Source organism: Salinisphaera orenii subsp. halophila YIM 95161, from assembly GCF_003732545.1.
GTDB classification, from domain to species: Bacteria; Pseudomonadota; Gammaproteobacteria; order Nevskiales; family Salinisphaeraceae; genus Salinisphaera; species Salinisphaera orenii_A.
In genome coordinates, this window is sequence record NZ_AYKF01000095.1 from 1 (window position 1) to 26,994 (window position 26,994).

At 66.6% G+C, this 26,994-nt stretch carries 25 protein-coding genes and 2 pseudogenes; 10 read left to right on the forward strand and 17 right to left on the reverse strand.

Annotation, left to right across the window (positions count from 1 at the left end; genetic code table 11):
• The first annotated feature begins 140 nt into the window (after positions 1-140).
• The 7 genes and pseudogenes from SAHL_RS11675 to SAHL_RS11705 all read left to right on the forward strand — a co-directional run bounded on the left by SAHL_RS11675 (position 141) and on the right by SAHL_RS11705 (position 5,929).
• Positions 141-623, forward strand: coding sequence for an MSMEG_0572/Sll0783 family nitrogen starvation response protein (locus SAHL_RS11675; RefSeq protein ID WP_123591596.1), 483 nt, complete (start codon positions 141-143; stop codon positions 621-623).
• An 84-nt stretch (positions 624-707) separates the two neighbouring features.
• Positions 708-1,766 (forward strand): Nit6803 family nitrilase, encoded by a 1,059-nt coding sequence (locus SAHL_RS11680; protein ID WP_123591597.1) that lies wholly within the window; start codon positions 708-710, stop codon positions 1,764-1,766.
• A complete protein-coding gene (locus tag SAHL_RS11685) occupies positions 1,705-2,799 on the forward strand; it encodes an MSMEG_0568 family radical SAM protein (protein WP_123591598.1) in 1,095 nt (364 codons plus the stop codon). The genes SAHL_RS11680 and SAHL_RS11685 overlap by 62 nt, the downstream gene beginning before the upstream one ends.
• Positions 2,799-3,353, forward strand: coding sequence for an MSMEG_0567/Sll0786 family nitrogen starvation N-acetyltransferase (locus tag SAHL_RS11690; protein ID WP_123591599.1), 555 nt, complete (start codon positions 2,799-2,801; stop codon positions 3,351-3,353). Before SAHL_RS11685 ends, SAHL_RS11690 begins: the two co-directional genes overlap by 1 nt.
• Positions 3,350-4,348: pseudogene (locus SAHL_RS11695) on the forward strand (sll0787 family AIR synthase-like protein). Before SAHL_RS11690 ends, SAHL_RS11695 begins: the two are co-directional and overlap by 4 nt.
• The gene (locus SAHL_RS11700; RefSeq protein ID WP_123591616.1) at positions 4,341-4,628 is read left to right on the forward strand and encodes an MSMEG_0570 family nitrogen starvation response protein; all 288 of its coding nucleotides are present in this window, start codon (positions 4,341-4,343) and stop codon (positions 4,626-4,628) included. Before SAHL_RS11695 ends, SAHL_RS11700 begins: the two are co-directional and overlap by 8 nt.
• Entirely contained in the window at positions 4,625-5,929 is a 1,305-nt protein-coding gene (locus SAHL_RS11705; RefSeq protein WP_245968506.1) for an MSMEG_0569 family flavin-dependent oxidoreductase, read from the forward strand. The genes SAHL_RS11700 and SAHL_RS11705 overlap by 4 nt, the downstream gene beginning before the upstream one ends.
• A gap of 282 nt (positions 5,930-6,211) precedes the next feature.
• Here the strand turns inward: SAHL_RS11705 and SAHL_RS11710 are convergent, their stop codons facing one another.
• From SAHL_RS11710 to SAHL_RS11735, 6 genes are all read right to left on the reverse strand, one after another.
• Entirely contained in the window at positions 6,212-7,825 is a 1,614-nt protein-coding gene (locus tag SAHL_RS11710; RefSeq protein WP_123591600.1) for a phosphoethanolamine transferase, read from the reverse strand.
• A 250-nt stretch (positions 7,826-8,075) separates the two neighbouring features.
• Positions 8,076-9,365, reverse strand: a complete 1,290-nt coding sequence (locus SAHL_RS11715; RefSeq protein WP_123591601.1) for a sensor histidine kinase — start codon at positions 9,363-9,365, stop codon at positions 8,076-8,078.
• Complete coding sequence (locus SAHL_RS11720) at positions 9,352-10,032, reverse strand: response regulator transcription factor (RefSeq protein ID WP_123591602.1); 681 nt, start codon at positions 10,030-10,032, stop codon at positions 9,352-9,354. The genes SAHL_RS11715 and SAHL_RS11720 overlap by 14 nt, the downstream gene beginning before the upstream one ends.
• 4 nt (positions 10,033-10,036) lie before the next feature.
• Positions 10,037-11,620: an ArnT family glycosyltransferase gene (locus tag SAHL_RS11725; protein ID WP_184947653.1), complete on the reverse strand. Its 1,584-nt coding sequence runs from the start codon at positions 11,618-11,620 to the stop codon at positions 10,037-10,039.
• Positions 11,621-11,628: 8 nt separating this feature from the next.
• On the reverse strand, positions 11,629-11,928 hold the full coding sequence (locus tag SAHL_RS11730) for a lipid-A-disaccharide synthase N-terminal domain-containing protein (protein ID WP_184947655.1): 300 nt from the start codon (positions 11,926-11,928) through the stop codon (positions 11,629-11,631).
• Positions 11,921-12,631 (reverse strand): glycosyltransferase family 2 protein, encoded by a 711-nt coding sequence (locus SAHL_RS11735; protein WP_221177939.1) that lies wholly within the window; start codon positions 12,629-12,631, stop codon positions 11,921-11,923. The genes SAHL_RS11730 and SAHL_RS11735 overlap by 8 nt, the downstream gene beginning before the upstream one ends.
• Positions 12,632-12,917: 286 nt before the next feature.
• Between SAHL_RS11735 and SAHL_RS11740 the strand changes: the two genes are divergently transcribed.
• A complete protein-coding gene (locus SAHL_RS11740) occupies positions 12,918-13,691 on the forward strand; it encodes a phosphatase PAP2 family protein (RefSeq protein ID WP_123591606.1) in 774 nt (257 codons plus the stop codon).
• A 119-nt stretch (positions 13,692-13,810) separates the two neighbouring features.
• Complete coding sequence (locus SAHL_RS11745; RefSeq protein ID WP_123591607.1) at positions 13,811-14,950, forward strand: IS481 family transposase; 1,140 nt, start codon at positions 13,811-13,813, stop codon at positions 14,948-14,950.
• A 121-nt stretch (positions 14,951-15,071) separates the two neighbouring features.
• Here the strand turns inward: SAHL_RS11745 and SAHL_RS11750 are convergent, their stop codons facing one another.
• The 3 genes from SAHL_RS11750 to SAHL_RS17570 all read right to left on the reverse strand — a co-directional run bounded on the left by SAHL_RS11750 (position 15,072) and on the right by SAHL_RS17570 (position 16,544).
• Positions 15,072-15,287 carry a TIGR02450 family Trp-rich protein gene (locus SAHL_RS11750; RefSeq protein ID WP_123591608.1) on the reverse strand — a complete coding sequence of 72 codons (216 nt, stop codon included), beginning with the start codon at positions 15,285-15,287 and terminating at the stop codon, positions 15,072-15,074.
• Positions 15,284-16,066 carry a DUF3750 domain-containing protein gene (locus SAHL_RS11755; RefSeq protein ID WP_245968509.1) on the reverse strand — a complete coding sequence of 261 codons (783 nt, stop codon included), beginning with the start codon at positions 16,064-16,066 and terminating at the stop codon, positions 15,284-15,286. The genes SAHL_RS11750 and SAHL_RS11755 overlap by 4 nt, the downstream gene beginning before the upstream one ends.
• A gap of 205 nt (positions 16,067-16,271) precedes the next feature.
• Positions 16,272-16,544, reverse strand: a complete 273-nt coding sequence (locus tag SAHL_RS17570) for a hypothetical protein (RefSeq protein WP_148045561.1) — start codon at positions 16,542-16,544, stop codon at positions 16,272-16,274.
• Here SAHL_RS17570 and SAHL_RS11760 point away from each other — a divergent pair.
• Positions 16,543-17,412, forward strand: a complete 870-nt coding sequence (locus SAHL_RS11760) for a glycine betaine ABC transporter substrate-binding protein (protein WP_123591619.1) — start codon at positions 16,543-16,545, stop codon at positions 17,410-17,412. The genes SAHL_RS17570 and SAHL_RS11760 overlap by 2 nt on opposite strands.
• Before the next feature lie 45 nt (positions 17,413-17,457).
• On the opposite strand, the pseudogene SAHL_RS18415 reads toward SAHL_RS11760, so the two are convergent.
• The 8 genes and pseudogenes from SAHL_RS18415 to SAHL_RS11800 all read right to left on the reverse strand — a co-directional run bounded on the left by SAHL_RS18415 (position 17,458) and on the right by SAHL_RS11800 (position 26,903).
• Positions 17,458-18,123 (reverse strand): annotated as a pseudogene (locus SAHL_RS18415) (NADPH-dependent FMN reductase).
• Between the two features lie 88 nt (positions 18,124-18,211).
• Positions 18,212-18,901, reverse strand: a complete 690-nt coding sequence (locus tag SAHL_RS11770) for a hypothetical protein (RefSeq protein ID WP_123591609.1) — start codon at positions 18,899-18,901, stop codon at positions 18,212-18,214.
• A gap of 223 nt (positions 18,902-19,124) precedes the next feature.
• Complete coding sequence (locus tag SAHL_RS11775; RefSeq protein ID WP_123591610.1) at positions 19,125-20,177, reverse strand: isopenicillin N synthase family dioxygenase; 1,053 nt, start codon at positions 20,175-20,177, stop codon at positions 19,125-19,127.
• A 53-nt stretch (positions 20,178-20,230) separates the two neighbouring features.
• Positions 20,231-23,833, reverse strand: a complete 3,603-nt coding sequence (gene uca, locus SAHL_RS11780) for an urea carboxylase (RefSeq protein ID WP_123591611.1) — start codon at positions 23,831-23,833, stop codon at positions 20,231-20,233.
• A gap of 88 nt (positions 23,834-23,921) precedes the next feature.
• Positions 23,922-24,560, reverse strand: a complete 639-nt coding sequence (locus SAHL_RS11785; RefSeq protein ID WP_123591612.1) for an urea amidolyase associated protein UAAP2 — start codon at positions 24,558-24,560, stop codon at positions 23,922-23,924.
• A 26-nt stretch (positions 24,561-24,586) separates the two neighbouring features.
• Positions 24,587-25,309: an urea amidolyase associated protein UAAP1 gene (locus SAHL_RS11790; protein WP_123591613.1), complete on the reverse strand. Its 723-nt coding sequence runs from the start codon at positions 25,307-25,309 to the stop codon at positions 24,587-24,589.
• Positions 25,306-26,079 carry an ABC transporter ATP-binding protein gene (locus SAHL_RS11795; protein ID WP_123591614.1) on the reverse strand — a complete coding sequence of 258 codons (774 nt, stop codon included), beginning with the start codon at positions 26,077-26,079 and terminating at the stop codon, positions 25,306-25,308. The genes SAHL_RS11790 and SAHL_RS11795 overlap by 4 nt, the downstream gene beginning before the upstream one ends.
• Positions 26,076-26,903, reverse strand: a complete 828-nt coding sequence (locus SAHL_RS11800; RefSeq protein WP_123591615.1) for an ABC transporter permease — start codon at positions 26,901-26,903, stop codon at positions 26,076-26,078. The genes SAHL_RS11795 and SAHL_RS11800 overlap by 4 nt, the downstream gene beginning before the upstream one ends.
• Positions 26,904-26,994 lie beyond the last annotated feature (91 nt).

Sequence of the window (26,994 nt, forward strand, 5' to 3'; positions counted from 1 at the left end):
TAGCACACTTTTCGCCGAATGATCGGTAAATGATCGCATCAATAAAGCGATCATTTGGCACGGGCGTTGCAGCGTCTTAGCGCAGTCGGTGCGCATGTCGCGGCCGGCCAGCCGTTCAAGCCACGCACGGGAGAGATGCGATGCCAGAAGTGACCACGCCGAAAACACAGAAGGGCGATTATTTCGTCGACTACGAAGACAAGGTCTTCGAGGACGTCCAGGCCGAACCGGGCGAGAAGGCGCTCGTGACCTTCCATACGGTGGCCTTCGAGGGCTCGATCGGGCTGGTGAACATGCTTCAGGCCAAGCGTCTGCAGCGCAAGGGCTTCGAGACCAGCATCCTGCTCTACGGCCCGGGCGTGACGCTGGGCGTGCAGCGCGGCTTTCCGACCATCGGCGACGAGGCGTTCCCCGGCCACCAGAACTACGAGAACCAGCTCAAGGCGTTCATGGACGAGGGCGGCAAGGTCTACGCCTGCCGCTTCGCGCTGCAGGCGCTCTATGGCCACGGCGAGCCGGCGCTGGTCGAGGGCATCCAGCCGATAAGCCCGCTGGACGTGCTGGATATCCAGCTCATCGCACGGCGCGACAACGCCTATGTCGTCTCCACCTGGACCATGTAGATCCGTGCGTCGCCACGCCCCGGCCCCGACGATTGCGGGCCGGGGCCATGCGCATCGCCACGCGCCATTGATGAGCTTCTTGCCATGACATTGCCCACCAACAGCCGCCTGCGGGTGGCGGCGGTACAGCTGCAGCCCGTGCTCGACGACGCCCACGGCACCGTCGAGCGCGTGCTTGCAGAGATCGCCGCGGCCGCGGCGGACGGCGCGCGGCTGGTGGTCTTTCCCGAGACCGCGGTGCCGTACTACCCGTACTGGTCGTTCGTGCTGCCGCCCATGGCCATGGGCGACAGGCACCGGGCGCTCTACGAGCACGCGCCCGCCGTGCCCGGCCCGGTCACCGAGGCGGTGGCGGCGGCGGCGCGCGCGCACGCGATCGTGGTGGTGCTGGGCGTGACCGAACGTGACCACGGCACGCTCTACAACTGCCAGCTCGTGTTCGATGCCGACGGCGCCATCGCGCTCAAGCGCCGCAAGATCACGCCGACCTATCACGAGCGCATGGTCTGGGGGCAGGGCGACGGCGCCGGCCTGCACGCGGTGGATACCGCGGCCGGGCGGATCGGCGCGCTGGCCTGCTGGGAGCACTACAACCCGCTGGCCCGCTACGCGCTCATGGCCGATCACGAACAGATCCACTGCAGCCAGTTTCCCGGCTCGCTGGTGGGCCCGATCTTCGCCGAGCAGCAGGAAGTCACCCTGCGTCACCACGCGCTGGAATCCGGCTGCTTCGTGGTCAACGCCACGTCCTGGCTGGACTCCGACCAGATCGCCAGCGTCACCCCGGACGAGACTTTGCAGCGCGGCCTGCGCGGCGGCTGCTATACCGCGATCATCGCGCCCGACGGCTCGCACGTCGTCGAGTCGCTGCGCGATGGGCCGGGCCGGCTGGTCGCCGAAATCGACCTGTCGCTGATCACCAAGCGCAAGCGAATGATGGATTCGGTCGGCCACTACGCCCGCCCGGAACTGCTCTCGCTGCATATCGACCGCCGCGCGCACCACGCTCTGCGCGATGCGCCGCACGAGCCGACAGCCGCGCCGTACTCACCCCCTGCTTTCGAATCCGAGGAAGTCGACCATGGCGAACCCGAGCCGCAAGCTCCGCACCGAAATGCAGTCGCTGGGTCTGCGCCTGGCTGACCCGTCCCAGGGCGCGCCCAGCCGGCTCGGCGGCGCGGGGCCCTCCGATCACAAGGCCGTGACCATCGACGGCGCGACCGTCATGGTGCCGGTGCATACCGGCCACTCGAAACGCTCGCCCTTCGAGACCGACGGCGAAGGCCGCCTCACGAAGAACGGCAAACCGGTCACGACCATCCAGTTCGCCCCGCAGCCGCGCTTCTACGCGCGTGCCACGGCCGACGGCATTCCCTACTGGAAGATCGCCCAGCTACACAGCACGGACGTGCTCGCGACCACTGTATTCCAGACCTGCGTACGCTACGGCCGGCGCGCGACCTCCTGCCAGTTCTGTGCCATCGGCCAATCGCTGGCCGAAGGCCGCACCATCAACCGCAAGACACCGGCCCAGCTCGCCGAGGTGGCCCGCGCCTCGGTCGAGCTCGACGGCGTCAAGCATATGGTGATGACCACCGGCACGCCGAACTTCACCGACCGCGGCGCGGCGATCCTGTGCGAAAGCGCATTCGCCGTGCGCAGCGCGGTGGATCTGCCGATCCAGGCCCAGTGCGAGCCGCCGGACGATCCGGCCTGGTTCGCACGCCTCAAGGCGGCGGGCGTGGATTCGCTCGGCATGCACCTGGAGGCAGTCACCCCGGAAGTACGCACACGCATCATGCCCGGCAAGGCGCAGGTCACGCCGGATGCCTATCTGCAAGCGTTCGAACAGGCGGTGGCGGTGTTCGGCCGTGGCCAGGTGTCGACCTATATTCTTGCCGGCCTGGGCGATACGCGCGAAGCGATCCTGGCCATGAGCGAACAGCTCATCGAGCGCGGCGTCTATCCGTTCGTGGTGCCGTTCGTGCCGATCACCGGCACGCCGCTGCAAGACCACGACGCGCCGGACGCGGCGTTCATGGAATCGCTGCTCGAGCCGATCGGGGGAATGCTGGTCGCGGCCGGCATGAAGTCCTCGGACATCAAGGCCGGCTGTGGCCGTTGCGGCGCCTGCTCGTCGCTGTCTGCCTACGAAAAGACGGCGGAGCCTGCCTGATGCTCCTCGACGGCGACGACTACCGGATCGTGCCCTTCGTACCGGCGGCCTACAGCGTCAAGCTGGCCGACCGGGCCTGGGAAATGCGCGACGCCCGCCGCCTGCGCCGGCAGGTGTTCTGTAGCGAACAGCAGCTGTTCGAGCACGATGATCGGGATGCGCTGGATGAGCGCGCGATTCCTATCGTGGCTCTGTCCTGGAATGCCGGCATGGCCGAACAGGTGGTCGGCACCGTGCGTATCCATGCCCATGACGACGGCCTGTGGCGCGGTTCGCGGCTGGCGGTCGCGCGCGGCTATCGGCGCATGGCCGGGCTCGGGCAGGAACTCATTCGTGTTGCGGTCGGCACCGCGCACGCGCATGGCTGTACGCGGTTTCTTGCCGCCGTGCAGCAGGCCAACGTCGGCTTCTTCGAATCCCTGCACTGGCGCCTGCTCGGCACGGTCGCGGTCTGCGGCGCGCCGCATGGGTTGATGGAAGCCGATCTCGGCCACTATCCGCCCTGCGAGGCCGGCGAGTGTGCGGTGGTCGCGCCGCGGCGGCGGGCGGCATGAGCGCGCTCGATGCTATTGCCAACCGTGCCCGCGAGGCCAGCGGCATCGTCGGCAAGACCGATATCGCCGCGGTCATGGATACCTTGCTGCCGAGCCATGACGGCACGATCCGTATCGGCGACGACTGTGCCGCCATTCCCGACGGCGACGGCTGGCTGCTGTTCGCCATCGAAGGCTTCGTCAACAGCTTCGTCAAGCGCATGCCGTGGTTTGCTGGCTATTGCGGGCTGCTGGTCAATATCAGCGATATCGCCGCCATGGGCGGTCGCCCGACGGCGGTGGTCGATGCGCTGTGGAGCCGCGACAACGAACACGCGTAGCCGATCATGCAAGGCTTGAGCGCTGCGGCAAGCGTTTATGGCGTGCCCGTCGTCGGTGGCCACAGCAACGCGCACAGCGATAGCGAGCAGCTGTCGGTGGCCATCATCGGCCGCGCGAAACGGCTGCTGACCAGCTTCGACGCGCGTCCAGGCGATGTGCTCGTGGCTGCCATCGACCTGCGCGGGCGCTACCGCGAGCCGCTGCCCAACTGGGATGCCAGCACTGATCGCCCGGCAGAACGACTACGGGCCGATCTGGACATCCTGCCGGAGATCGCCGAAGCCGGGCTCTGCCATGCCGCCAAGGACATCAGCATGGGCGGTGTCATCGGCACCACCATGATGCTTGCCGAGTGCTCGCATGTCGGCGCGGTGATCGATATCGATGCGGCGCCGCGGCCGGACAATGCCGAGCCGGGGCGCTGGCTGTGCGAAACATTCCCGAGCTTCGGTTTCGTGATGGCCGTAGAGCCCGCGCAGGTCGATGCGGTCGTCGCGCGCTTTGCCGCCCGCGATATCGCCTGTGCCGCGATCGGTGCCTGCGACAGCAGCCGGCGGCTGTCTCTGCGCGACGGCCGGGCCAAGCGCCAGATCTGGAATTTTGAATCGGATCCTTATATCGCCTGTGCGCCGGCGCGGCCGCAGCGGCGCGAACGCGAGTCCTGTCATGCCTGAAACCTGGTTCAAGGTGCGTTGGCCGGACGATACGGTCTCGCGCTGCTACTCGCCGTCGAGCACGGTCACCGAATTCTTCGACGCCGGTACGGCCTATGCCGTGCCTGAATTCATGCGCCGTAGCCGCGAAGCACTCACCCACGCCAGCGAACGCGTGCGCGCCAAATACGGCTACGCCTGCAGCGCATCGGCCGCGCAGCTTGCCGAGATCGAGCGTACCGCCACCGCATTTTCGGGCGACGACACCGCCGCGATCATCATCGAGGGCTTCGAACAATGACGCGCTTTCTGCCCCGCGCGATGATCGACAGTCCCGATATCGGCCGCCACTGGCCGGTCGTCGTGATCGGCGGCGGCCAGGCCGGGCTGTCGACCAGCTACTGCCTGCAACAACAGGGCATCGCGCATATCGTGCTGGAGAAGCACCGCGTCGGCCACGCCTGGCGCAACCTGCGCTGGGACAGCTTCTGCCTGGTCACGCCCAACTGGCAGTGTCGGCTGCCCGGCTTTCCCTACGACGGCGACGATCCCGACGGCTTCATGCCGCGCGACGAGATCGTGGCCTATCTGGAACGCTATGCCGCCTTTGTCGATCCACCCCTGCGCGAAGGCGTGACGGTCACGCAGGTCGCGGAAAAAGAGGGCGGCGGGTTCACGGTCGAGACCAGCGCCGGCACCGCGACGGCGGATCAGGTCGTACTCGCCGTCAACGGCTATCACGTGCCGAAAATACCGCGCATCGCCGAGCGTCTGCCCGACACCGTCGAACAACTTCATTCGGTCGACTACCGCAATCCCGAACAGCTCGCGGCCGGCGAGGTGATGGTCATCGGCACCGGCCAGTCCGGCTGTCAAATCGCCGAGGACCTGCACCTGGCCGGCCGGCGCGTGCATCTGAGCGTGGGCAGCGCGCCGCGGGCGCCGCGCCAATACCGCGGCCGCGACTCGGTGGACTGGCTCGAACGCATGGGCACCTACGACGTCACCGTCGCCGAGCACCCGGACCCCGAGTACAAGCTGCGCCACAAGGCCAACCACTACATGACCGGCCGCGACGGCGGGCGCGAGATCGACCTGCGCCGCTTCGCGCTCGAAGGGATGCAGCTCTACGGCCGTGTCGCCGGCATCGGGCAGACCGGGCGTATGGATTTCGAAGCCAACCTGGCCGCGAACCTAGACAGCGCCGATGCCACCTACTGCAAGATCCGCGACAGCATCGACCAGTACATCGCCGACCAAGGCATTGATGCACCGCCCGAAGAGCCGTACCAACCGGTCTGGCAGCCGCCGTTCGAGCCCGAACAGCTCGATCTGGCCACGAGCGACATCACCAGCGTGATCTGGGCCACCGGTTTCGCCGGCGATTTCTCCTGGGTGCATGCCCCGGTGTTCGACGGCAACGCCGAACCCATGCACCGGCGCGGCGTGACGGCCGTGCCCGGTCTGTATTTCCTCGGCCTGCCGTGGCTCAACACCTGGGGCTCGGGACGCTTCGCGGCGGTCGGTGTGGATGCCGAATATCTGGTCGCACGGATCGCCGAGCGGGTCGAAGGTCCGGCGATGTGTCGGAACGCGTCCTGAGGCGAGTCCGGCGCAGTCTGGTCGGATCGACCATGGCGACGTATTACGCGGTGTCACGATGGTCATTCCGAAAATCTCGAACGTCTCGTATTAGCAACTGTTGACCTTGCGCTCTCGCAATACGGATCGCGATGCGTGTCGGTTAATCCGGGCAGGCGGGTTAGGCTGGCGGTAAGTCGAGATGAGTTCGGTATCCGCGCGTGCAGCGGCGTGGAAGCGGCTCGGGATTGCGTATCAGCGGCGTCTGTGTGTGGATATGCTCGGCGAGATGATCGCAACCGTTCAGTTACGCGACGCATGGCGCGCGCCGTTGGTGTACCGGCAAGCGTAAAATATATCGTTGATGCGCCGATAGACCGATGTCTGCACCCGGAACAGCCCGAGTACCAAGTCGAATAGATTGTCCTGCGAGTAGGCGTGCCCGGCGATCCGGGCCAGACAACCGCGGCCCATGCCGAATCCGCGCGAAAACCAGGCCAGCGCCGGTACGTGCGTCTGCACATCCGGCGCGAGCGCGTAGGGGAAACCGTGCAGGTAGAGCCCGTGCTCGCCCAACGACTCGCCGTGATCGGACAGGTACAGCAGCGCCGTGGTGTCATGGTTGGTTCGTGCGTTGCGCTCCAGCAGGTCGATGATTTCGTCGAGCACGTAGTCCGTATAGAGGATAGTGTTGTCGTAAGCGTTAACGATCGCCTGGCGATCGCACTCCTGCGGCAGGTTACTGGCGCACACGGGAGTGAAGCGCTCGAAGCGTGCCGGATAGCGCTTATAGTATTCCGGGCCGTGGCTACCCTGCTGGTGCAGTACGATGAAGAGATCCCGTGTGCCGGCCTCGATGTGCCGCTGGAGGCCTCGCAGAAGAATTTCATCGCGACAGGCGCCGTCGTCACACAGCGCGGGCGCATCGGCATTCGACAGATCTTCGGTTGGCACGCGGGCACAGGTACCTTTGCAGCCTGAATTGTTGTCGCGCCAGAGCACGCTCACGCCGGCATGGTCGAGTACATCGAGTAGGCCTTCGGTATGCCGTGCCTCGTACTCGTCGTAATCGCGCCGTCCCTGACGGGAGAACATGCACGGCACCGACACCGAGGTCGAGGTGCCGCAGGCGGTGAAATCCGGAAAGTTGACGATGTCGCGGTGGGCTAGCCGCGGATTGGTGTCGCGCGTGTAGCCGTCGAGCGAAAAATTCGCTGCCCGTGCGGTTTCGCCGACCACGAGCACGACCACGCGCCGCGGCGCGCCAACAGGTCGCTGCTGATGCGCGTCACGACCGAGCGGCACGACCGGCGCGTTGGCGGCTTCCGCAGTCTGCATCAGCGTATCCACCGCGGCATAGAGTGGATAGGTCGGGTTCACCAGATAGCGCAGTTCGCGGTGTTCGCGCAGCACCAGCGAAAAATCCTTGTAGTGCGAGTACACGCTGACGCCCAGCACGCCGATCGCGAGCGTCACGGTCAGTGTACGTAAGCCCAGTTCGCGCCAGAACGGGCGATAACGTATACGCCAAAGGCAGACGACGAGCGCCGGCAGAATCGCGGTTAGCAGCAGATGCACGAGCAGCTGCATACTGAACAACCCCGACGCCTCGCCGCTATCGGTCTCGAGTACGTTGTGGATCATCGTGTCGTCGATGACCACCCCGTAGACGTTCATGAAATAGCTGGCCAGCGAGGCGACAAACAGCAGCACGACAACCGCCGGCTTGAATAAATAGCGCACGCCGAACAGCGACACCAGTAGCACGAAGAAGGCGAGCATCGCCGCGGCCAGCGACAGGCCGAAGCCGAGATGGCGCGCCATGCCGATTTCGGCCGCGCCGATCACGGCCTTCCAGAAGGCCGTATTCAGAAAGATCGCGAGAAAGGCCGCGACCGTGAGCGTAATGCCGGGCATGCCGCTCCGCGGCCGTGGTAGCGCGCCGAAAAAACGGCGCAGACGGGACAGGTTTTCTCTAAGCGTGGATGGCATGGACAGCGGGCTCGCACAGCGGATTGACCAGTAGTGGTCAGCTTCGCGCGCAGGCCGTGTGGCGGCCGTCTCGTGTTCGTGGGTATTGCGTTATTGACTCGGCACAAAACTAATGAATAGCCGGATTGATAGCGCGGGCATGCGGTTGCGTGTTCGCCGTGGCCAGCGGGTGACTTTAGCCAAAGCGCAGGTCGAAGCACGTGCCTTCGCCGGGCGTGCTGCTCACCGCCACCTGCCAGCCGAAGCGCTCGCTGATGCGCTTGACCAGATACAGCCCGAGCCCCTGGCCTTGGCTGCGCGAGCCGCGAAAACGCCGGTCGAACAAGCGCGACAGGGCCGCCGGCGCGATGCCCCTGCCGTGATCGCGAATGCTCAGCTGGTTGGCTTCGAGCAGCACGTCGATCCGAGCGGCCCCGCCGTGCTCGATCGCGTTGCGCAGCAGGTTGTTGACCACCGACAGCAGCATGCTCTCGGGGGCGGCGACCTCCGTTTCGCTGCGGGCGTCGAAGACGATATTCGGGCGCGGCTTTCCGGCGCCGACAAGCATGTCCTCCTGCATCGCGATGGCCTCGCGCACTATGGGGCTGACCGGCATGGCACTGTACTGCTCGTCGGTCTGTTCGCGCGCGAACAACAGCAGCGACTCGATCAGCTCGTGCATGCGCGTGGTCGCCGAGCGCGCGCGCATCAGCCGCTTGCGGGATTTGGCCGAGAGGTCGTCGTCGTGCGCGATCAGGTCGATGGAACTGATGGCGGTCGCCAGCGGCGTGCGCAGTTCGTGGCTGGCGTCCTCGGTGAACGCCTGCTCGCGGGCCACGAAGGCATCGAAGCGATCGAGCACGCTGTCGAAGGCCTCGACGATCACATTGAGTTGGCGATCGCCCGTGACCGGCCGCAGATCGGGGCGCTGTTCACCGGGCCGGATGTGCGATACCCGCGTGGCCAGCTGCCGCACCGGGCGCATCACCACGTGGGACAACCAAAGCGCCACGATCACGGCGAGAAACAGCGCACCCATGCCGGCGATCCATGCCACGCCGATCAGTTCTTTCTCCAGCCTCTCCTCGGGCGTCAGGTCGAGCAGGACATACAGGCTGTGGTCGCCGATATCGCGCCGCGTGGCCTGATATTCGTAATCGGCGCCCGGCAGCCAGATCTCGTGCGATGCGCTGTTCTCGATCGGCTTGAGGTTTTCGGGCAGTCCGTCGGTCACGCCCCGCGGCGTCACGAAGGTGAGCAAGCCGGGCCGCAGCGCCTCGAGCAAGTCGGGGTCGCGCTTATAGAGTGCGGTCGCGCGGTCCAGGTCGCGCGCGAGCTGGCCATGGGTCATGTCGTGCTCGAGCACCTCGAGAAAGGACGACACGGCATAGATCATGCCGCCGAGCACCACCAGTACCGGCACCAGTGTAGCCAGCAGGAAACGCGGGCGTAGGCCCAGCCTCAGACGTGGCTTAAAGCGCGTCATCGTCCGCGAGCCGGTAGCCGATCCCGTGCACGGTCTTGAGCAGCTTGGTGGGAAACGGCTTGTCGATGATGCCCCGCAGCTGGTGGATATGGCCCCGCAGCGCGGCCTCGCTGTCGGGCGGGTCGTCGCCCCAGATGGCGCGCTCCACGGTGGCGGTCCGCACCACCGCAGGCGATGCGCGCATGAGCAGTTCCAGCATGCGCATCCCGGTCGGGGTCAGCGTCAGCCGCCGCCCGCCGCGGCGCACGATCAGGGTGCGCAGGTCGAAGATCAGATCCGAAACCACCAGATGATCGGTCGCCCCGGCCGCTCGGCGCACCAACGCCTTGAGCCGCATATGCAGCTCCTGCAACGAAAACGGCTTGGTCAGATAGTCGTCGGCCCCGGTCTCGAAGCCGGTCAGGCGATCGCGCAGGGTATCGCGGGCGGTGAGCATCAGAATCGGCACGTTGTTGCCGGCATCCAGGCGCAGCCGCTCGCACAGCGACAGCCCGTCGAGGCCGGGCAGGCTCAGATCCAGAACCAGCACATCGTAGTTGTTGACCGCCGCGAGATGCAGGCCGGTCAGGCCATCGCCGGCATAATCGACGATATCGCCCTGCTCTTCACAGTATTCGCCGATATTGGCTGCCAGATCGTCGTTGTCTTCCACGATCAGGATATACATGACGTCAGGCTCCAGCGTTCTGGGGAGCACGGCAAGCCGTGCCGGGCGGCAGGCGGGTCGCCGCGAATTCGGAATCGTTATCGGCCAGCAGGGGCACGAACGCCAACCACTCGGCCAATTCGCGCCGTCGCTCCCGAGGATAGATCAGCAGGGTCGCCGCGTTTTGTCGACCAATCCAGGCGCAGATCGCATCGATTGCTTCGGCGCCCTTCACCGGGCGGTCGAGATAATAAGAGTAATGGGCCGCATCGATATCCCAGACCGCGACCGGCATACCGGGATCGACACGCGGCGACAGCGCCTGGACGAAAGTCAGCTCCTCGTAGCGCGCGCTGCTCCACAGGCTGGGCACCGCGCCACCCTGGAACAATCCCACGGCAAAGGCCGCCGCCACCAGCGCTGCAGCAGCCGGCGTCCGGCGTCGACGCAGCGCCCATCCGGCACCACCGACAAGCAACAGCCCGGCTACAGCCACCAGCAGCGCAGACGGCCCGGCTTCATAGACCAGCCAGACGAGCGCCACGCCAACCACTGCGATCACGAGCCCGACACAGACCCGCGCCCAGGCGACCCGCGTGATCGCCGCCGCCAACAACAGCATCGCAGGCGCCAGCCAGGGCAGCATGTAGATCTCGCGATACTGCGGACCAAGCGCGAACGCCAGCATCGCGAACACGATCGTAAACGCGAGCAACCCGGCCGCCCCGCGCCGATCGCGCCAGGCAAGCAGCACCGCTGCCGGCAACAACAACGCCCACGGCAGCCAGAGCATCGGTGCGCGCAGGAAATAGAACGGCGTGAATAGCCGCAACGGATCGATGGTGAGCAACGCGCCGGAAAGCTGCGAGTCGCCCAGCGTCTGGCCGCCGATCGCCTGGCGCAGCAGCAGATACCAGGGCACAACCAGTGCAAGCACGATCAACAGACCGCGCACGGGGCGCAGTCGCCGCCAGAGATCGACCGCGCGCTCATCGCTCAGAACCGCGTGCAGGCCCAGGCCGAGCAGCAGGATGAGCGGCGCCTGCGGACCCTTGGTCAGGGTCGCGAGACCAACCAGCAGCCAGAGCGCCCAGACCCATCGTGCCTGCAGGGCCGCGCTCGCCTGGCGGCTACCGACCCAGGCCGCGAGCACGGCCGTGGTCCAGAACGCATAGAGCATGTCGGGCCGCGCGTTGTGGCCGTACTTGAAGGCCGCCAATGAGGCCACGCACAGCAGGCCCGCCAGCAGGCCGGTGCGACGATCGAAAAGGCGCGTGCCGATCCAGAGTGCGAGCAACGCCACCCCCATCACAGCCAAGACCGATGGCGCACGTGCGATACCGGCGCCGACATGGTCCTGACCGGCAAGCGTTGCCGCACCGGCCACCAGCCAGTAGCTCAGCGGCGGCTTGGTCAGCCGGTATTCGCCGTTCAGGCGCGGCACCAGCCAATCGCCACTTTCGAGCATGTTCTCGGCGGTCTGGGCAACATAGATCTCGTGGCTTTCCAGCGGGATATCGCTCATGCCTCGGCCGGCCACGGCCAGTGCGAGCAGCGCAATGACGACCACCGCCAGCCATGCCGCCGGCGCTCCAGCCGGCAATCGCATCCCCACGCTCATGTCCCGGCCGGCGACGATTCGGCCCGCCCCGCGCGAATGAGATAGAGATTGCGGGCATAGATGAACACGCCCGTGCTCTGGCCGAGGATGAACACCGGATCGGCACGATAGATCGCGTAGGTGAGCAGCGTGATCCCGCCGGCGATGCTCAGATACCAGAACGCGACCGGAATATGGCTCTGGCGGCGGCGTTCGCTGGCAATCCACTGCACCAGAAACCGGGCCGAAAACAGGGCCTGGCCGACGAGCCCCAGCCCGATCCACACGATGTCCTGGGTCTGTAGCGTGTCAAACATCATCCACCTCGTAATCGATACGGCAGGCACGCCGCTGCAGCCAGTACACGCCGGCCATATCCAGTAAACCGGTCCAGAGCCGATTGCCCACGCCGTACTTCGACCGTCCCGCGCGCCGCGGCCGATGCGCCACCGGCACGCTGATCACCTGCGCACCGGCGCGCACAAACAACGCGGGCAGGAACCGATGCATATGCCGAAAGCGCGGCAGCGCAAGAAAATCATCGCGGGCGAAGACCTTGAGACCACAGCCCGTATCCGGACAGCCGTCGCCCAGCAACGCGCCGCGTAGACCGTTGGCCACGCGTGACGAAAGCCGCCGCAGCGCGCTGTCGTTGCGTGTCCGGCGCCAGCCCACCACGAGACAGCGGCTCGCCTGTGCCTGCTGACGATAGGCTTCGACCAGACGGGCGATATCGGCGGGCGGGTTCTGGCCATCGCCGTCCAGGGTCGCGATCAGCGGCGCCCGTGCGGCATGGATGCCGTTGGCGAGCGCCGCGCTCTGACCACAGTTCTGCGGCAAGCGCACGACCCGCAGCGTGGCGACACGCCCGGCGGCGAGCGACAGCACGGACGCCGTATCGTCGGTCGAACCGTCGTCCACGGCGATCAGCTCGTAGTCGATCTGGCCGGCGAGCGCACGATCGACCTCCGCAAGCAGCGCGGCAACGCTGTCCTGCTCGTTGTAGAAAGGAATGACCACGGCCAGGGCCGGTGCCGTAAGGCAGTCGCGATTTGGCAAACGCTTCGATCCTCTTGCGTACCGGCCGACAAGGCACGGCACGCTTTGCATGCGCGATGCACCGAATTATCGACAGCGCGGATCGCACAGCCGTTAGCAGAACGTTTGTTTTTCGTTGGTTCGTGAATTCTGCAGCGATCTACACCACTTACGGGCGTTCCGACGCCGTGGTGACGGCATACCCACGTTTTCCGCACGCGGCCCGGGCCAGGCTCTTTAGGGTCAGCCGCTTCCAGGATTCGTTGCCATGTCCAAACCCGCCCACGCCGATCGCCGAACGGCTGTCGGTCATCCCGCCTGGACGCCACGTCCCTGGCAGGACGACCCGTTGTTCGTCTGCCCGTTGCTGGCGCTGGTGCTTGGCTTGTTGATCACCCAGGGGCTCGATTTCGATCGCTACTGGGCCGACCTGCTGTTCCGGCTGGAAGGCGACGACTGGGACTTGCGCTATGCTTGGCTGACATCGCGGGTGCTGCACGAATACGGTCAACGGTTCTCCATCGCCTGGGGCGTGGGCCTGCTCGCACTGACCGCGGTGAGCAGCTGGAGCCAACGGCTGCGCCCCTATCGGCGCGGGCTCGTCTGCCTGTGCATCGCGGTGATCACAAGCCTGCTGCTGGTGTCGCTGGGCAAGCATATGCTCGCGCTGCCCTGCCCCTGGGATCTGTCGCGCTATGGCGGCGACGTGGCCGGCGCGGCCGTCTATTCCCTGCACCCCGGCGAAGTCGGCGGCTGTTTTCCGGCCGGCCATGCCGCCGGCGGCTATTGCCTGTTCGCGCTGTTCTTCTTCGCCCGCCAATATCCGCTGGGCCGGACGATCTGGTGGCTGGCGCCCGGTATCGTGGTCGGCATTACCTACGGTCTCGCACAGGAGCTGCGCGGCGCGCATTTCCTGTCACACGATATAGTCAGTGCGGGCCTGTGCTGGTTCGTGAGCTATGCGGTGTTTCGTATCGGCTTCGCCTGCACCGGTGATCAGGCCTGTTCGTCAAAGGTCAGATCGGTCGCTCGCGAGGAATGATCAGTGGCGGACACGTTTCCTCTCAACGGGTGTATGGACCGGAGACACAGGTAACAGGTGTGCCAGGACATGGGTTACACCTCGACGTTCGCTCAATGGCGGACTCGAGGTGCCCATTCATGCCCTGGACGGAACACACATCGATGACCTTACGCACCGAGTTCATTGCGCTGGCCCGCAACGACGACGTGAACCTCTCGGCGTTGGCCCGCCGCTTTGGGATCAGTCGCAAGACCGCCTATAAGTGGATCGCCCGTGCCGAGGCCGGGCAGCCCCTTACCGATCGCTCGCGACGACCGCGGGCCTCGCCCACGCGTACGCACATATCGTTGGAGCAGACCGTGGTCGCTCTGCGCCAAGCGTATCCGTGCTGGGGCGGGCGCAAACTGCGTCAGGTGCTCATCGATCGCGGCCACGTCGCTGTGCCGGCGCCGAGCACGATCACCCATATCCTGCGTCGGCACGGTTTGATGCCCGAGCGCACCGCCGCGGCCAGCATCGCCTGGCAACGTTTTGAACACGCGGCCGCCAACGATCTCTGGCAAATGGACTTCAAGGGCACGCTCGCGCTCGGCAGCGGCCGGTGTGACCCACTGACCGTGCTGGACGATCACTCGCGTTATAGCCTGGCGCTCGCGGCCATCCCCGATATGCGCAGCGCTACGGTCCAGAATGTCCTGACCGAGACGTTCCGGCGCCATGGCCTGCCGATCCGAATGAATATGGACAACGGCTCGCCCTGGGGCAGCCCGGGCGGTCAATCGCGCGGGCTATCCGCGCTGAGCATCTGGCTGGTACGCCTGGGCATTCGCATCAGCTTCAGCCGACCGGCCCATCCGCAAACCAACGGCAAGGACGAGCGGTTTCACCGGACGTTGACCGCCGAGGTGCTCAATGGCCGGGCGTTTGTCGATCGCGCGCAGATACAGCACGCGTTCGATACTTGGCGCGATATCTACAACACCGTGCGCCCGCATGACGCGCTCGGGCTGGCGACCCCGAGTACGCGCTATCGCCCGAGTCCGCGCTCGTTTCCGGAAACCTTGCCGACGATCGCCTATGCACCTGACGATACGGTGGCGCTTGTTCGCGCCAACGGCGTCGTGCCCTTTAAGGGCCGAACCCTGAAAGTCTCGAACGCCCTGCGTGGCTTATCGATCGCCTTTCGGCCGAACGCCGATCAAGACGGCTGCTATGCCGTGTACTTCGCCCACCATCGACTGGCTGATATCGACTTACGCAACATGGATATGGGCTAATCTGTTACCCATGTCCTGGCACGGGTGTTACCCATGTCATCGGTCTATACAAACGGGGAAAAGACCGCGCTCTTTTCAGCGCTCAGTTCGAGCAGCAGTCTCCGAACGAGCCCCGCAGATACTACTTCCACCCCATCTGCCAGACCGCCCGATCCTTTAGCTCGCGCCATCCCAGCCTGAATGTTCGCCCGCTCATCACGGCCTCGAGCACCACTTCGACGACGTGGTCGCTTTTGTCGTGCAGCAGTTCGGTGACGATGAAGTGTTTTTCGTTGCGCGCCGGTCGGACGGCGGTCCATTTGCTGTGATGCAGCTTGTTCGGATTGATGGTGTTCATGGCACGCTCGCGCCCCTCGGCCCAACACGTTCGGACCATGGCGTATCGAAACCGAGCCGGCCGACGCCCGGCCACTTGATCGCGAGATCGGCCGGGTCGATGCCCCAGACGAGGCCGAACAGGTTGATTTCGATGCCTTCGTCCCAGGCGGCCAGCACGCCGAGCGCACCGTGAAGCGAGAGCTGGTAGCCGCTGGCGCTCGGCGCGGGGGCGATCAGGGTGTCGTCGAGATAGTCCTTGCCGATGGCGGTGGCGGGCAGTTCGACGTTGAGTTCGGGCACCTTGCGCACGAGCCAGGCGGTGAAGGTGTTGCTGTTCGGGCCGGGCCAGATACGGTACTCGCTGAACGGGTATTCGGGCAGGGCCTTGTTGATATGGGCGATCGCGCGTTCGGCTACGCCGCCGCGCAGATCGAGCAGCAGGCGCGGCAGCGCGCCCGCCCAGCGCCGATCCGGGGCGCCTTCCCGCGACGACAACGCGGGACGGCTCCATGCGGTCACGTGGTGCGCGGTGTAGGTGGTGGCGCCCGCCGGCTTGGTCGCGACCCAGGTGTGCACGGCGAACAGACCGCGCCAGCTGAAGGTGCGGGCGGCATAGATCTGGACCACGGCTTCGGGCGTGTGCGCGGGAGCGGGTGCGAGGCCCGCCGACGAGCGATCGGTGTCGTACCAGGCGCCGCCCAGCGTGACGTTCTCGTCGGCCAGCATCGCGACCGGGCCGGAGAGAGCGAGCGCCGCGATCGCCAACAGGCCGAAAAACCCGCGCCGGAGGGCCGTCACGGAAAGCGCGGTCGCGGGGCGGCGAACGCGACGCGGGCGGGCCGGCGGCTGTCGGTACGCGGTCGCGGAAGCGGAGTTGGCATGGCTGCATTCTGCCGTAGAACCGCGCGCGGCGTCGGGACGGGCGGCACGATGTGGTCTCGCTGTCGTGGCCGAGGCGCCGCGCCGGACATCGCGCCTGCGCGTAGGTTCTCATGCGCCGTTGTCATCGTAGGCGAATGCCGGTTTCGCGCCGTACCCGGGCGTAGCGGTCGATCGCGCATGCCCTCAGGCTCGGCGTGGTGGCCGACCGGAAACCGTTGCCGAAACGACCGGCCTCAACGTCGGCCTTGCCGTCGCCGCGCGCGCTGCCGGCTCGAGGCACGTCGGCGAGCGCCTTATGCGCGCTCCCCGTGCGGTGTTCACGCCTTGCGCGCCGCCGCCATATCCCGAACACTCGACCCATCCGTTTCGAAATCCCGGCAATGGCCGACGCCATGAAGAGAGTCTGTGTCTGTATCGCCGCCGTGGTGTACGCGGTGGCGGGTGTGGCGTTCGGCCCGGCGTTGGCCGATGAGCCGGAGCCGATCCGTATCTATGTCGACGAGTATGCCGAAGGCCAGGTGATGAGCCACGTGGCCAAGAAGGTGATCGAGTCGGAGTACGACATTCCGGTGGAGTTCAAGAACGTGGCCGTTGGCCCGGCGTTTCTCGGCGTGGCGGAGGACGAGCGCTCGCTGTTTCTCGTGGCGTGGCTGCCGCGCACGCATGGCGCCTACATGGAGCGCGTCGGCGACGAGGTCGACAACCTCGGCGAGCTGTTCGACGGCGCGCGCCTGGGCTGGGCGGTGCCGGCCTACGTGCCTGAAGACGAACTGGGCACGATCGCCGACCTGGGCAAGGCCGACGTACGAGAAAGACTCGACGGCACCATTCAGGGCATTTCGGCCGGTGCCGGCCTCATGCAGGTCTCGGAAGAGGTCATCGACGGCTACGGCCTGGACGACTACCGCCTGATCACCGCCAGCAGCGCGGCGATGACGGCCGCGCTCAAGCGCGCGATCGACGACGAGGAATGGATCGTCGTCACCGCCTGGAGCCCGCACTGGATGTGGGAGCGCTTCGACCTGCGCTATATCGAGGATCCCGACGGCGTCCTCGGCGGGCGCGAGCACGTGGACGCCATCGCCAGCAAGCCGCTGGCCGAGAGCGCGCCCGAGGTGCACGCGATGATCCGGCGGATGCATTACAGCCTCGACCAGATCAACGCGGCGCTGGTGGATGCGGAAGAGACGTCCGACGAGGCGGCGGCCCAGACCTTCATCGACGAGCATCCGGAGGTGATCGCCGAGTGGGTGGGGCAATAGTCTTCGGCACCGGCACCGTGAGTCGGCCCAGCCGTAGGGACGCGCTCAGGGCTCACCGGGCGCGTTGCGCTGCGACGGAGGTCGTCCGAACGGCTTGATGCGCGATTGCGGATCGACCGCGTCACGATGGCGGGCCGCGGCTCCGGCCCACCACGCCGGCTGTGCGAAGGTGCGCCCCATGTAGTCGCGCCAGTTCTCGGCGTTCGCGTGGCGCTGCAGCGCGCCTTGCTCGTCCCGGAACTCAGGCGCCGCCGGAATCGGGATCATCGCCGAGACCGGCAGGCAGCCGAGTTCCGATAGAAAGGTCGCATGGCCGTCGCCGCGCATGCCCGGCCCCACTGGCCGGCCGAGTAGGTGACGATCGCGCTCGGCTTGTAGGAAACAGCGAGCTGCCGACGTGATTGAGCGGTTGGGCCAGCGCTGGACTCATGCGGTGGTGGTATCCCGCGCTCACCAACACGTAGCTGTCCGCTGCGTCGATGCGTTCGGCCAGGGACTGGAAGGAGGCGGACACGTCACGTCGGCCGTAGGCGAAATGCGGCTTGAAGCGGGGCCGAAATCGAAATCCAGCGGATCGATCCGTTCGATCTCGTGGCCGTCGCCGCGGGCCTCGATATGGCGGTCGCAGGCGCGGGCCACACGCAGACCAAGGCGCGCCGGTTTCGGCAGCGTGCTGTCGCGAGCGCTGCCGAGAAAGACGAGATATTTCATGATCGTATCCGAACGGGCCCGGCGCTAGAACGGATACTGCCGGGTGTAACTGCGACCGGTCGCGGCGGTGCGATTACGTCGGCATCGTTCAGACGCCGGATGATGCCCGCGACGGGTCGCGAGTGGATTGGCCTTCGCGCCACGGCCAGGTCGACAGCCGCACGTGCCAACCGGCCGGCGTGCGATGCGCGAGGCTGATCTCCACGGCCGCCCGAGCGCGGAGCGATGTCTTCGACAAGGTCTCGGCGCCGGCGAGCAGTTCGTGCGCGCTATCCAGTGCGACGCGGGGCGTGATGGCCATGGCATGATCGCCGTACTCGAGCCAGCACGGCAGCCCGGTTTCGTCGAAATGCGCCCGCGGCGCGGCCGCCTGAGCCAGGGTCACACGTTGCCACAGCTCGCGATAGAGCCCGCGGGGGTGGCATTCTTCGAGCGTGTTCTCATCGATGAAGCGCATCTCGCCGATGTCCTTGTCGAGCGTCGGCGCGAGGTCGACGAGCCGGTGCCAGGTGCAGAAACGGCCTTCCACGCAGGTGATGCCCGCGAAGGCGGTCTGGCGGGCGAGCCAGACCAGCTGGGCTCGGTCGCAGTCGGCGAGCGTGGCGACGCCGGTGAAGTCGGGCCGGTCGGCGGGCACGCGCAGGTCGGCGTGCCAGTCGCCGGCCTGCAGCCAGAACACCTGTGTGTCCCGGTCGACGAATACGGGCGCGCCCTCGGCGGGTTCGGCGTAGAGGGTGCGCTGCCACAGGCCGTGGTAGCGCGTCGGGACATGGCTCATGTCGGTGGTCGCTCGCCTGTCGAGCGCGCCGATCCGGGCAGCGGCCGCAACCCGCGGGAACGTTGCTGCGCGCCTGCCCTTCGGATCGCGGTGCGACTTGGCCGCAGGCGCCGGCTTCGCGTAGGCGGGGCAGAATGCGCACGCCGGCAGATTCTCGTGTGCGGCAACGGCGCACGGCACAGGACAACGCAGAAAGCCGGCCGCGTATTCGTGACCCGCCGCACTATCCGGCCTCGTCCTTGTGGCGCGCGTGCTGGCCCAGGCTGCCGGCGCCGCGCGCGCCGTCGGGTAGGGCGATCTCGCCGGCGGCCAGACGTTTCTTCAGATAGTTGAAGGTCTGGATGGTCTGGGCCCATAGATGATCGCCGGCCGCCAGCGGTTCGTAGCGCGGGGTGTCGCCTTCGGCGATCAGCTCCGGCACGGGCGCGACCTCGGTGTGATAGTCGGCAGCGAAGAACAGCGGGAAGCTGTAGCGCTCTTCGGCGACCTTGCGTACCCGATGCGAGGTGGCCACGAACGCGCCGTTGGTCCAGATCTCGAGCATGTCGCCGATGTTCACCACCAGCGCATCGTCGCGGTAGGGCACGTCGACCCATTCGCCGGCGCCGTTCATCACTTCCAGGCCGGGCGCGGTCGGGCGGAGCAGGGTGAAGCATTCGTAGTCGGTGTGCGCGCCGATGCCCTGGGCGTCGGCCGCGTTCGGATCGAACGGATAGTGGATCAGGCGCAGCTGACTCGGCGGCTCGGTCACGTGGCCGAGCAGCGCGTCGTGTTCGAGGCCCAGGGCGTGCTCGAAACCGCGCATCAGCGCGCGCCCGACATCGAAGACATCCTGGTAATAGGCATAGACGTCGTTGGCGAAGCCGTCGAGATCGGGCCAGACATTGGCCCCCAGCATGGGCGTGCCGGCCACAACTTCCGGATGGTCGGCGGGTAGCTCGAAGGATAGATCGAAGGCTTCCTTGGCATCGGCCTTGGTCGGGTCCGGGGCTTCCTCGCCGGCGGGTACATAGCCGCGGTGGTTGTCGGACTTACCAATGTAGTAGCGTATCTTGTCGTCGTAGGGCAGATCGAAGAAGCGCTGGGTCTGTTCGAACAACGCGTTCTGGCGCGCCTCGCTGATGCCGTGATTGACGACGTAGAAAAAGCCGACGTCGCGTGCGGCGGTGGCGAGTTGTTCGGCCACGACCCGGCGCACGGGCTCGTCGGCTGCGAACAGCGGACCGATATCGATGGCCGGGATGGATTGGAAATCGGTGGGCTGGCGTGAGGTCATGTCTGCCTCCGGGACGGTAGGGATCGGTTGAGCTTCGAAAAGGGGCGCGGCGCTCAGTCGCTCTTGAGCACGACAACGGGCTGACCGGCGGCTACGGCCGCGCCTTCCGCGATCGGCAGGCGGGCGACGCGTCCGGCCTGGACGGCGCGCACCTCGACTTCCATCTTCATGGACTCGACCAGGGCGACCAGCTGGCCGTCCTCGACGGCCTCGCCTTCGGCGACCTGCAGCTTCCACAGGCTGCCGGAGACCGGGCTGTCGATACCGGTCTCGCCCGCGGCCAGGGCCTCGGATTCGGCCGGCTCGGGAATATGGTCCTCGAAGGTGAACTGGCCGTCGGCCCGCCAGCGCGCCATCTCCTCCTGAAAGGCGGCCTCGCGGCGTTCGCGAAACGTCTCGATGGATTCCTGATGGGCATCGAGCCAGGCTTCGTGCTCGGCCAGCGAGAACGTGACCGTCTCGGTTTGCAGGTCGAAGCGCCCGTGCAGGAATTCGCGCCGGATCTCGGTGAGTTCGTCGTGGCTGACTTCGTAGAAGCGCAGCTGGTCGAAGAACCGCAGCAGCCACGGATTCTCGAAATGGCGCGTCTCGCGATAGCGGTTCCACATCTGCAGCGTACGGCCGACGAACTGGTAGCCGCCCGGGCCTTCCATGCCGTAGACGCACAGGTAGGCGCCGCCGATGCCGACCGAGTTCTCGGCGGTCCAGGTGCGCGCGGGGTTGTACTTGGTGGTGACCAGGCGCTGGCGCGGGTCGAGCGGTGTGGCCACCGGCGCGCCGAGATAGACGTCGCCCAGGCCCATGACCAGATAGCGCGCATCGAAGACGATGTCGCGGATCTGGTCTTCGTTGTCCAGGGCATTGATACGGCGGATGAAATCCAGATTGCTCGGACACCAGGGTGCATCCGGGCGCACCGTGCGCTGATAGATCCGGATTGCCTCGTGGCAGGCCGGATCGTCCCAGGACAGCGGCAGGTGCACCACGCGCGATTCGATTTCGAGCTGTTCGACGTCGCGCAGCGCCCGTTCGGCGTGTTCGAGATGTGCCAGCAGATCGTCGAGCGCCAGCGTGTTCGGGTCGTAGTGGATCTGCAGTGAGCGGATGCCGGGGGTAAGTTCGGCCATGCCGGCCAGCGGATGCTCGCGCAGCCACAGCATCCAGGCATGGGCACGAAAACGCAGCGCGATCTCGAGCGCCATCTCGCCGAATTCGATCAGCAGGAAGTCGTCGCCCGCACGGCGGTAAACGATGCGCTCGCCGGCCTCGGCCGCCGGAACCTCGCGCAGTACCGGGTGGCCACGCTCGGCGACGAGGCTCGGCGCGCGGGTACCGGCGAGCGTGTCCAGGCGCGCCTGCCGATCGACCTCGAGCGCCCGCGCAGTGTCCAGCGAGACCGGTACGAAGCGCACGCTGTCGCCGGCGGCGAGCTGGCCGAGCTTCCAGCGCTCGGCGCGCACGGTGGTCGCGGGGCAGACAAAACCGCCCAGCGACGGACCGTCCGGGCCCAGGATGACCGGCATGTCGCCGGTGAAGTCGATGGTGCCGAAGGCGTAGGCGTTGTCGTGGATGTTGGAGGGGTGCAGCCCGGCCTCGCCGCCGTCCTCGCGGGCCCATTCGGGGCGGGGCCCGATCAGGCGCACGCCGGTGCGGTTGGAATGAAAATGCACGTCCCAGTCGTGGTCGAAGAAGGTCTCGATATCGTCTTCGGTGAAGAAGTCGGGCGCGCCGTGCGGGCCGTAGAGCACCGCGATCTGCCAATGACGGCCGGTCTCGGTGGGCGTGCCGAACACGGGCACGACATCCGCGGGCAGGGCGCGCGGCGTGATCCGCGCACGCGCGGCCAGCGGCAGGACGTCGCCGCTGCGCAGCGCGCGGCCGCCGTGGCCGCCGAATTGGCCGAGGGTGAAGGTCGCACGCGAGCCAAGATAGGGCGGACTGTCGATGCCGCCGGCGATCAGCAGATAGCAGCGCGCGCCGCCCTCGATCTTGCCGAGCTTGAGCTTCGCACTCGCAGGCACGTCGATCACGCGCCAGAGATCGACGGCGTCGTCGTCGAGCGTGGCGGCGATCGGCGCGCCGGCGAGCACGATCTGGGTAGCGCGGTTGAAGCGCAGCGTCGGCCCGGTCAGCGTGAGTTCGAGGCCGGCGGCGTCGTCGGCGTTCTCGAGCAGCCGGTTGCCGAGTCGGAACGACCAGTCGTCGAACGGCCCCGACGGCGGCACGCCCACGTCCCAGTGGCCGGTACGCCCAGGCACGTCCTGGATCGTGGTCATCGTGCCGGGGGCCAGCACTTCGATGGTCGGCGGCGCCCAGTCGAGATCGGCCAGCCAGCGGGTATGGAAATCCGCGCGCTCAAAGCGGGCGTCGCGCAGTACGTGAGACAGCCAGGTGCGGTTGGTCTCGATGCCGTATACCCGAGAGGCCTCAAGCGTGGCAGCCAGGCGCTCGACGGCGTGCGCGCGATCGTCGGCGTGCACGATGACCTTGGCCAGCATCGGATCGAACAACGGCGAGATCTCCAGTCCCGCCTCGATCGAATGATCGATTCGCAGACCGTCGCCGCTCGGGAACGTCACCTCGGTAAGCAGGCCGGCCGAGGGGCGAAAATCCTGGTGCGGGTCCTCGGCGTAAAGACGCGCCTGTACGGCATGGCCGTGCGGCCCGAGCTCGGCGCGCAGGGCGGCCAGGTCCATCGCTTCGCCGGCGCCCAGGCGCAGCATCCAGTCGACGATATCCACGCCCCAGACGGCTTCGGTCACGCCGTGCTCGACTTGCAGGCGCGTGTTCACTTCCAGAAAGAAGAAACGCTCGCGTGCGGCGTCGTAGATGAACTCCACCGTGCCCGCGCTGCGATAGTTCACCGCTTCGCCGAGCGCGACGGCGGTTGCGTGCAGCTCGGCGCGCACGGCCTCGGGAAGCGCCGGCGCCGGGCATTCCTCGATGACCTTCTGGTTGCGGCGCTGGGTCGAGCAGTCGCGCTCGCCGAGGGCGACCACGGTGCCCGCGCCGTCGCCGAAGATCTGCACTTCCAAATGCCGGGCGGTGGCGATATAGGCCTCGACGAACACGCCGGCATCGCCGAAGTTGCGCTCGCCCAGCCCGCGTACGGAATCGAAGGCGCGCGTCAGCTCGGCTTCGGTCTCGCAGACCTGCATACCGATCCCGCCGCCGCCCGCGGTGGACTTGAGCATCACCGGATAGCCGATACGGGCAGCTTCGGCGGTGGCGGCGTCAACATCGTCGAGCAGCGCCGAACCGGGCACCAGCGGCACACCGGCGTCCTCGGCGATCGCACGCGCCTCGTGTTTGAGGCCGAAGGCTCGGATCTGGTCGGCCGTCGGCCCAAGAAATACCAAGCCCGCCTGCTCGCAGGCGGCGATGAACTGCTCGTTCTCCGACAGAAAGCCGTAGCCGGGATGGATGGCCTGGGCGCCGGATTCCCGCGCGATGGCGATCAGCTTGTCGATCGCCAGATAGGTATCCGCCGCGCCTCCCTCGCCGAGTGAGTAGGCGGCATCGGCGGTGGTCACGAACGGCGCGTCGCGGTCGGCCTCGGCATAGACGGCGACGCTTGCGATGTCACGGGCGCGCAGGGTGCGCTGGATACGGGTGGCGATGGCGCCGCGATTGGCGATCAGCACGGTGTCGAACATGGATGACGATCCGAAGGTCGATGCGGGTCGTCCCGCCGGGGTTCGCAGCGCCGCGGGGTCGTCCCCGCGCGCGGTCAATGGCGGGCGCTCAGTCCCAGATGAGTATTTCCAGCGGGGTCGGGTTGAAGCCGCTGCAGGGGTTGTTGAGCTGCGGGCAGTTGGAGATGAGTACGACCACGTCCATCTCGGCGACCATCTCCACGTACTTGCCGGGCCCGGAGATGCCGTCGTCGAAGTACAGCTCGCCGTTGGCGGTGACCGGCACGTTCATGAAGAAATTGATGTTGTGGGCGATATCGCGCTTGGTAATGCCGTATTCGGGGTGGTTGGCGATCGCCAGCATCCAGTTGTCGCGACAGGAATGCATATGCCGCTTTTCCAAGTCGTAGCGCACGGTGTTGGACTCGCTGGCGCAGGCGCCGCCGAGGGTGTCGTGGCGCCCGCAGGTATCGGCGCTGATGGTCAGCATCACGTTGTTGAGGTTCGAGCGCAGTTCGCTGCCGGTGGTCAGATAGACCTTGCCCTGTTCGCGCACCGTGTCCATGGCGCTATAGCGCTCGGAGGGATCGGCCGCGTTGAAGAACAGCGTATCGGCGGCCTCGTTGCCCTCGACGTCGACGATACGAATCGTCTGGCCGGCCCTGACCGTGTCGATGTAGTGGTCGCCGGCATCGATGAGCTGGCGAAAGACCGCGTTTTCCTCGCGTTGCTGGCTTGCGATGGTCATGAGTGCTCCTTGTCGAATCGTGGGCTTCAGGCCGCGCCGAGGTAGTACAGGCGGTTGTTCTCGAAGCCACGGGCGTTCTCGTCGCAGTGGTTCAGGCAGACATCGTCGGCGGCCACGGAGGCGGCTTCGCCGAGGGCGATATCCACGCCGCGCCTGGGGTATTCGGCGGCCGGATCGAGCGGGTGCGGGCAGGTATGCAGGGCTACGAGCGTGTCCATCTCGAAACGCAGGGTGACGCTCGCGCCGGCCTGGCAATGGCCGGCGACATAGTTCAGATTTCCGTCGTCGTCGGCGACCACCTTGCTGAACAGATTGAGATTGGCCGCCAGATCACGTGCGCCCAGACCGTATTTCGCCAGCTCGATCAGAAAGCTGTCGTGGCCGGTCTGGGTGCGGTCGTTGAGTGCGGCCTGGAAGCTGACCGGCTGCCAGCCCTTGTCGATCATGTGGCGGGCGTGCAGGTTGCCGCCGACGCTGTCGTGCCAGCCGAGGTTGTCTTCGATGATGGAGGCGAAGATGCGGCCCATGTCGGAATACAGGCAATGGCCGCGGGTCAGCTTGAAGGTGTGCTGGCACTTGAGGGTGTCCGGCAGGTTCAGCCGCTCCAGCAGGTTTTCCGGGTTGTACATGAGCATGCCGACGTTGGTGTCGGGCTCGCCCGCGGTAAGCCGCATGGTGGTGCCGCGGCGCAGGCGCAGCGACCAGTGCTGGCCACCGGGCAGATGGGTGGTGTAGACGGGTTCGCTCATGAGTGCATGTCCTCCTCGATCTGCTTGGCCTGGGAAGGCGCGTCCTCACGGTTGCGTTCCACGTCCAGGTCGTAGGTGATGGTGGCGCCATACGCCTCGGGGGCGTGCGGATCGTTGCGCCACTTGTCGAACACCCAGACACGGGTGCCGAGCGCGAAGGCTTCGTCGATGTCGTGGGTGATCATGAAGATGGTGAGCTGCTGCTCGCGCCAGAGGCGGGTGACCAGCTCGTGCATGTCCTGGCGGATGCCGGGATCGAGCGCGCCGAAGGGCTCGTCGAGCAGCAGGATGCGCGGGCGCATCATCAGCGCCTGGGCGATCGCCAGGCGCTGCTGCATGCCGCCGGACAGCTCGTGCGGATACTTGTCGAGGGCGTTTTCCAGGCCCACTTCGGTCAGACGTTCCAGCGCGACCTCGCGGGCCTGGCGCCGACGGCTGCCGAACAGCTTGCCGAGCCACTTCGAGCGCGACAGCTCCTCGGCGATGAGCGTGTTGCCCAGTACCGTGAGATGCGGCAGCACCGAGTACTTCTGGAACACCACGCCGCGGTCCGGCCCGGGCTCGCCGGGAATCGGCTTGTCGTCGACGAGCAGCTGGCCGCGGGTGATCGACTCCGTACCCAGCATCATCTTCAGGAACGTCGTCTTGCCGCAGCCGGACGCGCCGACGATGGTCACGAACTCGCCCGGTTCAACGGTAAAATTGATCCGTTCGAGCACGACGTCGCGGCCGTAGTGCTTCTCCAGCCCTTTTGCTTCTACGAGACTCATCCGGCGGCCTTTTCGTCGACGTGATACCAGGGGAACGACCACCGCGAGATCCACAACAGCGCCTGATCGATGACAAACGCGAGGAGCGTGATCCAGGCGACATACGGTAGGATCACGTCCATCGCCAGATAGCGGCGCACCAGGAAGATGCGGTAGCCGAGCCCGTCCTGGGCGGCGATAGCCTCCGCGGCGATCAAAAACAGCCAGGCGCTGCCCAGCGCCAGCCGGGTGGTGGAGATCAACCGTGGCGTGAGCTGGGGAAGCAGCACCCGCAGCATCACCTGCCAGGAGCTGGCGCCCAGCGTCTGGGCCTTGATGCGCTGCTCGTCGGGCAGGCGCAGGGCCTCGCCGGTGAGGTCCCGAATCAGAAACGGGGTGATGCCGACGATGATCAGCACCACCTTGGCCGTCTCCCCGGTGCCGAAGGCGATGAACAGGATGGGCAGGATCGCCAGCGGCGGGATCAGCGAGATCACCGTGATCAGCGGCGAGAACGGCGCCCGGAACAGCGGCAGGCCGCCGCTGAACAGCCCGAAGACCAACGCGACGAGCGCGCTGATGCCGACGCCGATCCCCAGTCGCTGCAGGCTGGCCGCGGTGTCGGTCCACAGCGGGATCGAGCCGGTACGGACGTTGGCTTCGGTGGCCATGCCGACGAAGGTGTCGGCCATCTGCACCGGCAGCGGCAGCAGTCGATCGTTCGGATTCTCGGCATGGCGGGCGCTCGAAATGCCCAGGTAAACGAAGGCGATCAGCAGAAACGGCAGCAGCGCCAGCGCCACCCGCGCGGCCCGGCGCGGCTTGAGATTGATCAGTCGCTTCATGACAGCGTCTCCGGCGGTCGAGGGGAAAGCGCGGCGGGCGGTGGCCCGCCGCGGGGTCGACCGTTACCGGTTTTCGGCGACTTCCTCGGTA